General features: G+C 67.6%; 13 protein-coding genes. 11 read left to right on the forward strand and 2 right to left on the reverse strand.

Going from position 1 to position 13,633, the window contains the following annotated elements:
* The first annotated feature begins 7 nt into the window (after positions 1-7).
* Positions 8-1,456 (forward strand): NADH-quinone oxidoreductase subunit NuoN, encoded by a 1,449-nt coding sequence (gene nuoN / locus V5A19_RS08505; RefSeq protein ID WP_332319226.1) that lies wholly within the window; start codon positions 8-10, stop codon positions 1,454-1,456.
* Positions 1,457-1,556: 100 nt separating this feature from the next.
* Here nuoN and V5A19_RS08510 read toward each other — a convergent pair whose 3' ends face one another.
* Positions 1,557-2,903, reverse strand: a complete 1,347-nt coding sequence (locus tag V5A19_RS08510; RefSeq protein ID WP_332319225.1) for an MATE family efflux transporter — start codon at positions 2,901-2,903, stop codon at positions 1,557-1,559.
* A complete protein-coding gene (locus tag V5A19_RS08515) occupies positions 2,900-3,973 on the reverse strand; it encodes a hypothetical protein (protein WP_332319224.1) in 1,074 nt (357 codons plus the stop codon). The genes V5A19_RS08510 and V5A19_RS08515 overlap by 4 nt, the downstream gene beginning before the upstream one ends.
* 395 nt (positions 3,974-4,368) lie before the next feature.
* Here V5A19_RS08515 and thrS point away from each other — a divergent pair, with 395 nt between their 5' ends.
* The 10 genes from thrS to V5A19_RS08565 all read left to right on the forward strand — a co-directional run bounded on the left by thrS (position 4,369) and on the right by V5A19_RS08565 (position 13,583).
* Positions 4,369-6,300 carry a threonine--tRNA ligase gene (thrS, locus tag V5A19_RS08520; protein WP_332327756.1) on the forward strand — a complete coding sequence of 644 codons (1,932 nt, stop codon included), beginning with the start codon at positions 4,369-4,371 and terminating at the stop codon, positions 6,298-6,300.
* A 2-nt stretch (positions 6,301-6,302) separates the two neighbouring features.
* Positions 6,303-6,824: a translation initiation factor IF-3 gene (infC, locus tag V5A19_RS08525; RefSeq protein ID WP_443081477.1), complete on the forward strand. Its 522-nt coding sequence runs from the start codon at positions 6,303-6,305 to the stop codon at positions 6,822-6,824.
* Positions 6,825-6,879: 55 nt separating this feature from the next.
* Entirely contained in the window at positions 6,880-7,077 is a 198-nt protein-coding gene (gene rpmI, locus V5A19_RS08530) for a 50S ribosomal protein L35 (protein WP_332319943.1), read from the forward strand.
* A 125-nt stretch (positions 7,078-7,202) separates the two neighbouring features.
* Positions 7,203-7,562 (forward strand): 50S ribosomal protein L20, encoded by a 360-nt coding sequence (gene rplT, locus V5A19_RS08535; RefSeq protein WP_332319942.1) that lies wholly within the window; start codon positions 7,203-7,205, stop codon positions 7,560-7,562.
* A gap of 125 nt (positions 7,563-7,687) precedes the next feature.
* Complete coding sequence (gene pheS / locus V5A19_RS08540; RefSeq protein ID WP_332319941.1) at positions 7,688-8,719, forward strand: phenylalanine--tRNA ligase subunit alpha; 1,032 nt, start codon at positions 7,688-7,690, stop codon at positions 8,717-8,719.
* Positions 8,720-8,912: 193 nt separating this feature from the next.
* Positions 8,913-11,309: a phenylalanine--tRNA ligase subunit beta gene (gene pheT, locus V5A19_RS08545; RefSeq protein ID WP_332327757.1), complete on the forward strand. Its 2,397-nt coding sequence runs from the start codon at positions 8,913-8,915 to the stop codon at positions 11,307-11,309.
* A 106-nt stretch (positions 11,310-11,415) separates the two neighbouring features.
* The gene (locus tag V5A19_RS08550) at positions 11,416-11,703 is read left to right on the forward strand and encodes an integration host factor subunit alpha (RefSeq protein WP_332319284.1); all 288 of its coding nucleotides are present in this window, start codon (positions 11,416-11,418) and stop codon (positions 11,701-11,703) included.
* 57 nt (positions 11,704-11,760) lie between these two features.
* A complete protein-coding gene (locus V5A19_RS08555) occupies positions 11,761-12,111 on the forward strand; it encodes a MerR family transcriptional regulator (protein WP_332319283.1) in 351 nt (116 codons plus the stop codon).
* Positions 12,112-12,180: 69 nt separating this feature from the next.
* Positions 12,181-12,948, forward strand: a complete 768-nt coding sequence (gene surE / locus V5A19_RS08560; protein ID WP_443081447.1) for a 5'/3'-nucleotidase SurE — start codon at positions 12,181-12,183, stop codon at positions 12,946-12,948.
* On the forward strand, positions 12,915-13,583 hold the full coding sequence (locus V5A19_RS08565) for a protein-L-isoaspartate(D-aspartate) O-methyltransferase (RefSeq protein WP_332319281.1): 669 nt from the start codon (positions 12,915-12,917) through the stop codon (positions 13,581-13,583). The genes surE and V5A19_RS08565 overlap by 34 nt, the downstream gene beginning before the upstream one ends.
* Positions 13,584-13,633: the final 50 nt, after the last annotated feature.

Below are 13,633 nucleotides of genomic sequence, written 5' to 3' on the forward strand. Positions count from 1 at the left end.
ACGACCCATGGCGTTCGGAGTTCCCCAACTGCTGGCCATCCTCCCGGAGCTGTTCGTGGTGGGCATGGCCATGGCGATCTTGGTCCTGGATCTCTATCTCAGGCCGTCCCAGCGCGGGATAACCTACACTCTCACCATCCTGACCCTGCTAGGCGGAGCCGCCCTGGCTGCCTATCTGATCCCGGCTCAGTCCCAGACTATCCTGTACCAGCACTTCATCCACGATCGCCTGAGCGCGGTGCTCAAGGTGGTGCTGCTGGGCATGACCGCGGTGGCCGTGGTCTACGCCCGGCGGTCGTTGCAGCGGCTGGCCATGTTCCGGGGCGAGCTGTTCATCCTGGTGCTGCTGGCCACTGCCGGCATGATGCTGATGGCCTCGGCCGGTACCCTGATCATGGCCTACTTGGGCTTGGAGCTGATGTCGCTGTCGCTGTATACCATGATCGCCATGGACCGGGACTCGGTGCCGGCCACCGAGGGCGGGCTCAAGTATTTCATCCTGGGCTCCCTGGCCTCCGGCATCTTCCTCTACGGCCTGTCCCTGCTATTCGGCGCCAGCGGCAGCCTGGAGCTGGCGGTGATCGCCGAGCACGCCGCCACCGAGGGCGTCGACGATCCCCTGCTGGTCATGGGAACGGTGTTCGTCGCCATCGGCCTGGCCTTCAAGCTGGGGGCGGTGCCCTTCCACATGTGGGTGCCCGATGTCTACCATGGCTCGCCCAATCCGGTGACCATCATTCTGGCCTCTACCGCCAAGCTGGCGGCCTTTGCCCTGCTCATGCGGCTGATGGTGGACGGCCTGGGGGCCATGGCGCCCCAGTGGCAGGAGATTGCCGCCGGCCTGGCGGTGCTGTCGCTGATCGTGGGCAACGTGGTGGCCATGGCCCAGACCGACATCAAGCGCTTGCTGGCCTACTCGGCCATCGCCCACGTGGGCTTTCTGCTCATCGGCATGGCCGCAGCCCCGGCGGCAAGTGACGGCTACATGGCGCCGGTGCTGTACATGATCATGTACACCCTCATGGGGGCCGCCGGCTTTGGCCTGATCGCCATCATGCACAAGCGCGGTGCCGCCGGCGAGCGCATCGACGATTACGCCGGGCTGTCCCAGACCCACCCCTGGATGGCGTTCATGATGTTGATCCTGATGTTCGCCATGGCCGGCGTTCCCCCCACCGGCGGTTTCATGGCCAAGCTCTACATCTTCCAGGCGGCGGTGCAGGCGGACATGATCGGGTTGGCGGTGTTCGGCGTGGTCATGGCGGTGGTGGGCGCCTTCTACTATCTGCGCGTGGTCAAGACCATGTACTTCGACGCCCCGGAGGCCGCCATGACCCCCGACCGGGACGGCCTGGCCCGGGGTGTTCTGTCGGTGAACGCCCTGGCCGTTTTGGCCCTGGGCATCATGCCCGGGCCTCTGGTCGATCTTTGCCTCTACGCCGTGCAGGGGCTGTAGCCCCGGAGCCCTCTTCTGCGACCTGAAAGGGCCCCGGGCGACACCCCCCCGGGGCCCTTTGCGTGCGTGAGTGGCGGCAGTCGGTCCTGCGGCGATCCGGCTAGGGTGGTGAAGGCTCCAGGATCCGCCGCAGCAGCCAGGTCACCGCAACTGCCCCAAGCGCCAGAGTGCCCAGGGTGGCGCCGGCGTAGATGCCTGGGACGCCAGCGATGAGGCCGCCCGCGTAGGCCGGCGGCAGGTAGAAAATGAACAGCCGCAACAGCCCCAGGGCGAGGGCGTGATAGGGGCGGTGAAGGGCATTCAGGGTCGCCGAGCTGGCGATGAGCGCCGCCTGGAAGCCGTACCCCGCCGGACGGATCCACAGGAAAAGGACCAGGGCTGCGGCCACCGCCGGGTCGTCGGTGAACAGGGCCGCGATCCAGGGGGCGGGCAGGGCGAGCAGGGCGTAGACGGCCAGCTCCCAAGCCACCAGGAAGCCAACGCCCCCGCGGTAGGCGGTGGTTACCCGGTCCATGCGCCCGGCCCCGAAGTTCTGGCTAACGAACGGCGCCAGGGCCCCAGCGAAGGCCAGTGCCACCACCAGGGCGAAGGCCTCGATGCGGATACCCACGCCGAAGCCCGCCACGGCCGCGGCGCCGTGGCGGGCCACCAAGGCGGTCAGGACGCCGTTGGCGATGGGCGGCATGACGTTGGAGCCGGCCGCCGGCAGGCTGATGCGTAGGTGGGCCCGCCAGGACGCCATTAATTCTCCCAGACGGGGCCGGTACCAGGCCACCAGCCGGCGACGTACGGCTAGCCAATACTGATTGACCGCGAGCACCACCACCCAGGAGGCCACCGAGGCGAGGGCCGCCCCCTGCAGCCCGAAGCCGGGGACCGGCCCCCAGCCGAAGATCAGCAGGGGATCCAGGCCCCCGTTGATCAGCCCGCCGAGGGCCATGATCAGGCTCGGTGTCAGGGTGTCACCGCTGGCTCGCAGGGCGCTGTTACCCACCATGGTAACCACCAGGAGCGGTACCCCGGCCAGCCACGGCCCCATGTAGGCCCGAATCAAGGGCCGCAGGTCCGATTCGGCGCCGAGGAGGGCGAATAGCGGGTCCATGACCGCTGCAGCCAGGGCGGCCAGGGCGGTCATGGCCACCAGCGCCAGCAGCACGCTGTCCGCCACCTGGCGCCGTGCCCGGTCGGCCTCCTCGGCCCCCAGGGTGCGGCCCACGATGGCCGAGGTCCCCACCGCCAGGCCCATGGCCAGGTGGGTCAGGCCCAGGGTGACCGGGAAGGTGAAGCCAACTGCGGCAAGGGGTGCCGTCCCCAGCAGCCCGATGAAGAAGGTGTCCACCAGGGTGAAGGTCACCACCGCCGCGATGCCCAGGACCATGGGCACCGTCATGCGGCGCAGGGTGGGCCCGATGGGCCCTTCCACCAGACGGGGGCCCGTGCCGGTCACGGCTCCTTTTCCTTGCCCCGGGAGCGCCGCAGGGACTGCTCGCCGAACACCGCCTCAAGGCGAAACAGTACACCGTATTCGGGGCCGTAACGGTCCGCCTCGGGCCAACGCAGTCGGGGCCGGACCTCGGCGAACAGCCAGTGCTGGTAGATCCGCTGGCGGTAGCGGATACGGGCGTAATACTGCCGGACCCCCCAGGCGGGCTGGTCACTAGCGCTCACGCCCAGCTGATAGGCCAGGCGGCGCCGTGGGCTCAGGGTCTGGAAGAGGGTGAGGCTGTGCTGGAAGGTCTCCACATCGGGTTGGCGGTCCCACCCGTAGCCGGAGCGTATCCGGAATAGAAGGTTGCCGGTCAGGCGGCGGTCGAAGTTCAAGTCGGCGCGGAAGCGCAGCCCCTGCTGGTAGAAGTAGGCCAGGTTGGTGGCGAATCTGGAGTCCCACTTGGCGTACTGCTCCCGCCGAATGACCCTCAGGCGGGTGAAGGGGTTCAGGGGCAGCCCGCCCCGGATGCCCAGGGCCGGGCGGATCTTCCACCGTACATCCCGGCCAGCCTCCAACCAGCCCTCGATGGCCACCGCCAGACCGTCGTCATCCTTCTCGGCTTCTTCCCCGGGCGTCTCCTGGGCGGCATCGGAAGTATCCGTCGCTTCGGTTCCTTGGATGGCCTGTTCAGGAGAGCTCTCCACCAGCAGCTGGAACCGCTCCTCCGTCCCGGGCAGGTCAAGGCGGGCGTCTAGGTCCAATTCGTGGCCGTCTCCCTGGCCTTCGATCCAGCTGCCGTCGTAGGTCAGCTTGATGTGGGAACCAGTGGCCTCCTCCAGGGCCTCCGGGGTAGCGAAGAAGGAATCCAGTCTTTTTGCCGTGCCCTCGATGCCCCGGGAGACGCCGCCGTGAGTGACGTCCAGGGTGCGCTTGTACCAGGGCCGGGGAACTTTCCCCCCTGCGGTCGGCTCCCCAGATCTGGGGTCCTCCGGCTCCGAGGACGCCTCCGGGGCGGGCTCATCCTGGGATTGCTTCGCCTCCCCGGCCTTGGAGCTTGCCGGGGGCGGCACCAGCAGTCCGGGTATCACGGCCAGCGCCGCCAGAGCCCGGGTCAGCGGTAGGCCGGAAAGGGGGGAGGGCGGGCCGATGGACGCATTCCTCCGGTCGCTCGTCGGGTTTACCCTTCGGGAGGGTAAGGGATCACTACCTTGGTCCCAAGCGTGCCTTTAAATTGACCGCCTCATGCGGCGGTGATAGCCTTTTTTACCCGCCCAGCCCCGAGTTGAGGCCGGAGCCTATTCTGGGGCTTCCTTCCCGGGCTTCCCCCTGGTGTCAACCTGCCCCGGGCACTGGCAGCCCGTTGCCAAGGCGCCCGGTGGACGAGCGGATTTAGAACCGGTTTAATCGGGGCCCATCCCGGGTGCTCTCCGGTCGCCGGGACGTCCCCGGGCCTTCGTTCGCCAACCAACCAGGAGAGGTCGCGGTGCCATCCGTTACCCTGCCCGACGGATCACGCAAGCATTACGAACAGCCCGTGACCGTCGGTGATATCGCCGCCGACATCGGTTCCGGCCTGGCCAAGAATGCCGTCGCCGGCAAGGTGGACGGTCAGGTCGTCGACCTTTCGCATACCGTACCCGACAACGCCGAGGTGGCCATCCTCACCCCCTCCGACGAGGAGGGGCTGGAGGTCATCCGTCACTCCACCGCTCACCTTCTCGCGGAGGCGGTCAAGGAGCTGTTCCCGGAGGCCCAGGTCACCATCGGGCCGGTAATCGAAAACGGGTTCTACTACGACTTCGCCTATCACCGCTCCTTCACCCCCGAGGACCTGGAGGCCATCGAGGCCAAGATGGCGGAGATCGCGGAGCGCGACGAGCCGGTCAAGCGCGATGTCTGGCCCCGCGACGAGGCCGTGCGCTACTTCCGCGAGCACGGCGAGGTGTACAAGGCCGAGATCATCAGCGAGATCCCGGATAACGAGGAGGTCTCGGTCTACTGGCAGGGCGATTTCGTAGATCTGTGCCGTGGTCCCCACGTGCCGTCCACGGGCAAGCTCAAGTCCTTTAAGCTGACCAAGGTCTCCGGCGCCTACTGGCGCGGCGACGCCCGCAACGAGATGCTGCAGCGCATCTACGGAACTGCGTGGTCCGACAATAAAGCCCTCAAGCGCTATCTCAAGCAGCTCGAGGAGGCCGAGAAGCGGGATCACCGGCGCCTGGGCAAACAACTGGAGCTGTTCTCCATCCAGGAGGATGCCGGCGGCGGCCTGGTATTCTGGCACCCTAAGGGCGCCCGCATCCGCCGCCGCATCGAGGAGTACTGGCGCTCCGAGCACGAGCGCAGCGGCTACGAGTTCCTGTACACCCCCCATGTGGCCGATTACGACCTGTGGCGCACCTCCGGCCACGCCGATTTCTACAGCGATTCCATGTACCCGGCCATGGACGTGGAAGGGCACCCGTTCGAGATCAAGCCCATGAATTGCCCCTTCCACGTGCTCGTCTACAAGGACGAGCTGCGCTCCTACCGCGACCTGCCCATCCGCTGGGCAGAGCTGGGCACGGTCTACCGCTACGAGATGAGCGGCTCCCTGCACGGCCTCATGCGCGTGCGCGGGTTCACCCAGGATGACGCCCACATCTTCTGCCGCGAGGACCAGCTGGAGGCTGAGATCGGTGGGGTCCTGGAGCTCACCATGCGGGTGCTGCGGACCTTCGGCTTCGCGGAGGTGGACCTGTACCTGGCAACCCGGCCCGAGGACAAATCGGTGGGCTCCGACGCCATCTGGGACAAGGCGACCAATGCCCTGCGCGGCGCCATCGAGTCCCGGGGCCTGGATTACCACGTGGAAGAGGGCGGCGGCGCCTTCTACGGGCCCAAGATCGACTTCAAGATCCGGGATGCCATCGGCCGGCAGTGGCAGTGCTCCACCGTCCAGCTCGATTTCAATCTTCCCGAGCGCTTCGAGCTGGAGTACGTCGACGAGAGCAGCGCCCGGGCGCGCCCGATCATGATCCATCGGGCCATCTTCGGTTCGCTGGAGCGCTTCTTCGGTGTGCTCATCGAGCACTACGCCGGCAAGTTCCCGACTTGGCTGGCGCCGCTTCAGGCCCAGGTGCTGCCCATCACGGACGATCAGGCCGAATACGCAGAGGAAGTGGCAAGCCGCCTGAAAGCCGAAGGTTTTTGGGCGGAGGCCGACTTGAGGAACGAGAAGGTCGGCTTTAAAATACGTCAGCACACCATGGACAAGGTCCCGTATATGCTGGTGGTCGGGGATCAGGAGAAGGCCGCCGGGCAGGTTGCCGTTCGCCAGCGCACCGGCGAGGACCTGGGGGCTATGGATTTCGATACGTTTATCGACCGGCTCCGCGCCGAAGTCGATACCAAACAGACCGAATTGGAGGGGTAGAGATCGCTAAACAGGAGAAGCAACCGCGGGTCAACGAAGACATCGAGGCGGATGAGGTCCGCTTGGTTGGCTCCGACGGTGAGCAGATCGGCATCGTTTCCCTCCAGGACGCTTTCGATCGGGCCGATGATGAAGGCCTTGACCTTGTGGAGGTTTCGCCGCAGGCGGAGCCCCCCGTGGTCAAGATCATGGACTACGGCAAATACAAGTACGAGGCCAGCAAGCGGGCCCACAAGGCCAAGGCCAAGACCAAGAAGGTCGAGCTCAAGGAAGTCAAGTTCCGGCCCAAGACCGATCAGCACGACTACGAGGTCAAGCTCAAGAACGCCATCCGGTTCCTCAAGCAGGGCGACCGGGTCAAGGTGACCATGCGCTTCCGCGGCAGAGAGATGCTCCATCAGGACATCGGCCGCGAGGTTCTGGAGCGGGTCGAGCAAGACCTGTCCGAACACGGCAAGGTGGAGCAGCAGCCCAAGCTGGAGGGCCGCCAGATGATCATGGTGGTCGCTCCCCTTAAGCACTGAGGCGCAGGCCACCTCTTTTCCGTTGAGTTGCCACGACGCCACGAGAGTACCAGTAATGCCCAAGATGAAGACCAACCGCGGGGCTGCCAAGCGCTTTAAGGTGACCGCCCGCGGCAAGATCAAGCGCCATCATTCCCACTACAGTCACATCCGCACCAAGAAGGACCGCGACCGCAAGCGCAACCTGCGCAAACCGGATCTGGTCTCCCCCGCGGAAAAGGCCAACATCCGCCGGCTGATGCCATACAGCTAACCTGGCGCCGGCCCCGCTGAACGTGCCCGGCCGCCCGGTCGGGCCCTTATGCCATTGGACCCCTGCGCCGGCCCGGAACGGGTCCCGGGATCGGCGTGGGGCGGCAAGCTCCAAGGAGACGTCCCATGCCCCGCATCAAACGCGGCGTCCAGTCGCACCGCCGCCACAAGAAGATCCTCAAGCAGGCCAAGGGCTTCCATGGCCGTAAGAAGAACTGCTTCCGGGTCGCCAACGAGTTCGTCGGGCGCGCAGCGCAGTACCAGTACCGCGACCGCAAGCAGCGCAAGCGCGATTTCCGCCGCCTGTGGGTGATCCGGATCAACGCCGCCGCCCGTCAGCACGGCTTGTCCTACAGCCGGTTCATCAGTGGCCTGCGCCAGGCCGGGGTAGGGGTGGACCGCAAGGTTCTCGCCGACCTCGCCGTGCGCGACAAGGCGGCCTTCGCCCAGGTGGCCCAGGCCGCCAAGGACGCCGAGTCGGCCTGAGGCGACCCGTCAGCGGCGCTCCGGATCCGAAACGGGGAGAAAGGGCCCGGCCCTTTCTCCCCTTGTGTTTGGGAATCCGGGTAACCGCGGTCGCCGAATCGATAAACGAGACCTTCGGAGCCGTCATGCAGGAAGAGCTCGACGCCATTCGCACCCGCGCCGAGGCCGATATCGACGCTGCCGAGGACCTGGATACGCTGGAGCAGCTGCGGGTGGCCTATCTGGGCAAGAAGGGGGCGCTCACCAGCCTGCTCAAGCAGGTGGGTCAGCTCGAGCCGGAGGCCCGCAAGGAAGCTGGCCAGGCCGTCAACGCGGCCAAGGAGGCAGTGCAGCAGCGCCTGGAGGCCCGGCGCGAGGAGCTCGCCCGGGTGGCGCTCGATCGCCGTCTCGAGGCGGAGCGAGTGGATGTCTCCCTGCCCGGTCGCGATGCCGAGGTGGGCAACCTGCATCCGGTGACGCGCATGCTTGAGCGCATCGAGGACCTGTTCGTCGCCATGGGCTTCGAGGTGGATCAGGGGCCCGAGATCGAGGACGCCTTCCACAACTTCGAGGCCCTCAACATCCCCGAGGATCATCCCGCGCGGATGATGCATGATACCTTCTACTTCGACGATCACTGGCTCCTGCGGACCCATACCAGCCCCGTCCAGATCCGGGTGATGGCCGAGCGCGAGCCGCCGCTGCGCACCATCGCCCCGGGCCGGGTGTTCCGCTGCGACAGCGATGTCACCCATACACCCATGTTCCACCAGGTAGAGGGGTTTGTGGTGGACGAGGGGGTCACCTTCGCCCACCTGAAAGGCCTGATGAAGGATTTCCTGCAGCGGTTGTTCGAGCGGGATGACCTGCCGGTGCGCTTTCGACCCTCCTATTTCCCCTTCACTGAGCCCTCCGCTGAGGTGGATATCGGCTGCGTCCTGTGCGAAGGCACCGGCTGCCGGGTGTGCAAGCACACCGGCTGGCTTGAGGTCCTCGGCGCCGGCTTGATCCATCCCAATGTCTTCGGCTATGTGGGGGTGGACGCCGAGCGCTACTCCGGGCTGGCCTTCGGCATGGGCGTGGAGCGGCTTACCATGCTGCGCTACGGGGTGGACGACCTGCGCCTGTTCTTCGAGAACGACGTCCGCTTCCTGGCTCAGTTCCAGAAAGGCGCTTGAGTGAGGCGTGAGGGGTAACGGCCCGCCCCCAAGCCACGGCCGATCCGCAGATGACACAGATAGCCACAGATGGAAACGATACGGCCGATACCCGGTTTTTTGATCTGCGTTCATCGCCGTCATCTGTGGATAATGCCGTGGCCTTTACGCCTCACTCCTCATTCCTCACTCCTCACCGGATAAAGGAACACTGATGCGGTTCTCCCAGAACTGGCTCGCCGAATGGGTGGATCACGGCTGGGACCAGGCCACCCTGGCCCACCGCCTGACCATGGCCGGCCTGGAGGTGGAGGCCGTCGAGGAGCTCGGCGCCGGCCTGGATCAGGTGGTCGTGGGCGTGATCGAGACCTGTGACCAGCACCCCAACGCCGATCGCCTATCGGTGTGCACCGTGGATGCCGATGAGGGTGCAACCCGCCATATTGTCTGCGGTGCCACCAACATGGGCGCCGGCGACAAAGTGGCGGTGGCGGTGCCCGGAGCGGAGATGCCAGGCGGCATGACCATCAAGAAAAGCAAGCTCCGCGGCGAGACCTCCGAGGGCATGCTGTGCTCGGCAGCCGAGCTGGGGATGGCCGAGGAGGCCGAGGGCATCCTGGTCCTGCCGCGTGAGGCCCCGGTGGGCACGCCCCTGGCGGATTACCTGAGCCTTCCGGATGCGGTGGTGGAGCTCGACCTCACCCCCAACCGCGGTGATTGTCTATCCATCGCCGGCATCGCCCGGGAGGTGGCAGCTCTGGCCGACAGGCCGCTCATGGGCCCGCCCCTGGCCCCGGTTAACCCCGCCGGCGGGGCCCGCCGCGAGGTGCGCCTGGAGGCCGGCGCCGACTGCCCCCGCTATCTCGGCCGCGTCATCGAGGGGGTGGACGCCCGGAGCGAGACGCCGCTGTGGCTGAGCGAGCGTCTCCGCCGCTGCGGCGTCCGCCCGGTGTCGCTGCTGGTGGACGTCACCAACTACTGCATGCTGGAGCTGGGCCAACCGCTGCACGCCTTCGACAACGACCGGCTGAGCGGCGCCGCGCGTGTGCGCCATGCCGCCGACGGCGAGCCGGTGACCCTGCTCGACGGCACCAAGGCCGAGCTGGAGGCGGGCGCACTGGCCATCGCCGACGACGCCGGGGTGCAGGCGGTGGCCGGGGTCATGGGCGGCGCCGACACCGCCGTGGGCGAGGCCACCACCAACGTCTTTCTGGAGGCGGCCCATTTCCGCCCTGGTGCGGTGGCCGGCCGTGCCCGCAAGCTCGGCCAGCACACCGACGCCAGCCACCGTTTCGAGCGCGGGGTCGATCCCCACCTGCCGGTGATCGCCATGGAGCGGGCCACCGCCCTGCTCACCGAGCTCGCGGGGGGTACCGCGGGGCCTGTGGTCGAAGCGCTCCACCAGGCGGACTTGCCCGAGCGCCCCGAGATCCCCTTCCGGCCGATCCGCGCCGATGCCCGGTTGGGCACGCACCTAGGAGCCGAGGCCATGGGTGACGCCTTCCGTCGGCTCAATCTGGAGACCGACGAGGAGGGCGAGGAGTGGCAGGTGGTGCCGCCGCCCTACCGCTTCGATCTGGTCCTGGAGGCGGACCTGATCGAGGAGGTGGCCCGCCTGCACGGCTACGACCGGCTTCCCGCCGTGCGGATGATCGGGCCCATGGAGCCCCACGCTGGCTCCGAGACCGATGTTCAGGATCGGCCCCTGCGCCAGCTGCTGGTGGGCCGCGGTTTCCGGGAGGTGATCACCTACAGCTTCGTGGACCCGGACACGGTGCGCCACCTGGATCCGGCGGCCGAGCCGCTGCCGCTGGCCAACCCGCTGTCGCGGGAGCAGTCGGTGATGCGCCCGGATCTGTTCGCCGGGCTGCTCGAGACCGCCGCCGCCAACCAGGCACGCCAGAACGAGCGCCTGCGCCTGTTCGAGCTCGGCCGAGTTTTCCCCCGGGTAAACGGCGCCATCCTCCAGCACGACGCCATCGGTGGCCTGGTCGCCGGGCCGGTGGATCCGCCCCACTGGGCGGGCGAGCGCCGCAACGCCGACTTCTTCGACGTCAAGGGCGACGTGGAGGCTCTTCTGGCCCGGGCCGGAGCCCCCAATGCCGTCTTCGAGCGGGGCGAGCACCCTGGGCTTCACCCGGGCCAGAGCGCCCGCATTACCCTGGGTGGCACCCCCGCTGGCTGGCTGGGGACCCTGCATCCTGGCCTTGCCGAGTGCCTGGAGGTAACGGGACCGCCGGTACTCTTCCAGCTCGATCTGGCTCCGGTGCGGGCCCACGTCGGCGAGGTGCCGCAGTACCGGCCGGTGTCCCGTCTGCCCATGACCCGGCGGGACCTCGCCGTGGTGGTACCGGAAGGGGTGACCGCGGCGGAGCTGACGCGGGTGGTGGCGGCCTACGCGGCGGAGACCGAGGCCGACCTGGATCTCATGGACTGGCGCATATTCGATGTATACACTGGCCAAGGCGTCACGGCGGGGCACAAGAGCATAGGCTTGGCCCTGACCCTCCAGCCCCACGACGAGACTCCTACCGACGATCGCATCGAGACGGTTGTCTCGGGGCTCGTGGAACGGCTTGACAGCGAGCTCGGGGCCCAGCTCCGGGGCTAATCCCAGAGCCCGGTCGCTACGGTTCTAACCCCATGACACTACCGGCGTCGGCCTTCCGGGCCACGGCGCTGGTCTTCCTCCGATTCGGCCAGAAGGGGACACTTGATTGGCAATCACCAAAGCGGACCTGGTCGAGATGCTCCACGACCGCATCGGTTTCTCTAAGAAGGAAGCCCGGGATCTGGTGGAGACCAGCCTGGACGAGATCCGAGCCGCCCTTGCAGGCGGGGAAGAGGTCAAGTTATCCGGTTTTGGCAAATTCGAGCTGCGCGACAAGCCACCGCGTCCCGGACGCAACCCTAAGACCGGCGATGAGGTGACCATATCCGCCCGGCGGGTGGTCAATTTCCGTCCCAGCCAGGTCCTCAAGGCCCGCGTCAACGAAGAGCGCTAGGTCGCGCCGTCGGAGGGCGGGGCTCCGGGCTGCTGGAGTGGCAACCGGAGAACGCGCATGGGTATCGAGGATCCCCTTCCGAACAAGCGCTACTTCGGCATCCGCCAAGTGGCGGAGCTTTGCGAGGTGGCGCCCCATGTCCTGCGCTACTGGGAGGAGGAGTTCCCGGATCTAGCGCCACTGCGTCGTGGCGGCAACCGCCGCTACTACCGGGCGACCGATGTCCACTTGGTCCGGCGCATCCGCTACCTGCTCAAGGACTGCAAGTACACCATCGAAGGGGCGCGTGAGCAGCTGGCCGGAGGTACCGATCGCACCGGGCCCGTCGAGGAGCTGCGCGAGGTTCGGCGGGAGCTTGCCGCCATCCGGGATCAGCTGGATGGGCCCCCGGCTGGCCGTAAGCCGTAAGCGCCCGCCGGTTCCGGCTTCCTGCCCCAGTACCCACTTCGCCTTTGCCCCTCGCCCGCTTCCCGGGGAGTGCCCGTGATCCTGATCAGCAACGACGACGGCTACCGAGCCCGCGGCATCCAGGTCCTCGCCGAGCACCTGGGTGGCGAGGACACGGTGCTAATGGTGGCCCCGGAAGCCGACCGCAGCGGTGCCAGCAACGCCCTCACCATTCTCCATCCGCTGCGGTCCCGCCACGTCGATACTCACACCCACGCCGTTGACGGCACCCCCAGCGACTGCGTCCACATCGCCCTCGGCGGGGTGTTCGGCGTGGAGCCCACGGTGGTGGTTTCCGGCATCAACCACGGCAGCAACATGGGCGACGACGTCATCTATTCCGGAACCGTCGCCGCCGCCGTGGAGGCGCGGCATCTGGCGACGCCCTCCATGGCCGTCTCCCTGGCCGGGCGCAACCCGGAGAACTTCGAGGCGGCGGCGAGAGTGGCCGCTCACCTCACGCACCAGCTGCTGTGCGCTCATCCCCTCCCCCCCCAGCTCGTCCTCAACGTCAATGTGCCGGATCGTCCGCTGGCGGAGATCGCCGGTATCCAGGTGACCCGGCTGGGCAATCGTCACGCCAGCGAGCGGGTGGTGGTGGACACCGACCCCCGCGGCGAGACCATTTACTGGATCGGCGCCGCCGGCGCCGAGGCCGACGCCGGCCCGGGGACGGACTTCGACGCGGTCAAAACCGGCTACGTGTCCGTGACCCCGCTGGGGCTGGACATGACCCTGCATTCGGCCCGGGAGGAGATCGAGGGGTGGCTCAGCAGCGCCCCCATGCCCCCGGCCTAGGCATGACCTCTGCCCGCACCCGGGCGCGCATGGTCGCCGGCCTGCGTGAGCGGGGGATCGCGGACGAGCGCGTCCTGGCCGTGATGGCGGAGTTGCCGCGCCACCGGTTCGTGGACGAGGCCCTGGCCAGCCGTGCCTATGAGGAGACCGCCCTGCCCATCGGCTTCGGCCAGACCCTGTCCCAGCCCTGGGAGGTGGCGCGCATGACGGAGGCGGTGCTCGCCTTCGAGCCCGAACGAGTGCTCGACGTGGGCGCGGGATCCGGCTACCAAAGCGCCGTTTTGGCGGGCCTAGTGGATTCGGTCTGGGCGGCGGAGCTGAATCCGGAGATCGCCGGGCGCACCCGGACCCTTCTGCGTCAGATGGGTGTGGCCAACGTCCACTTGCGGGTTGGGGACGGCCGCGACGCCTGGGCCCACAAGGCCCCGTTCGATGCCGCTGTCATGGCGGCCAGCGCCGAGGAGCCGCCGCTTGCCATCCTGGAGCAGATCCGGGAGGGCGGCTGCCTCGTGGGGCCGCTCGAAACCGGTGAGGAGCAGCGCCTCATGTGCTGGAAGCGCACCCCCGAAGGGCTGGCTGCGGCGGACCTGGGCAACTGCCATTTCGTACCCCTGCGGGATCGGGAGGAGCCGTGACCCAGACCCCCTCCCGTCACCCCTGCCGGCGACTTGCCCAGCGAGGGCCC

The sequence above is a fragment of the Thiohalorhabdus sp. genome (assembly GCF_036628635.1).
Classification (GTDB): Bacteria; Pseudomonadota; Gammaproteobacteria; order Thiohalorhabdales; family Thiohalorhabdaceae; genus Thiohalorhabdus.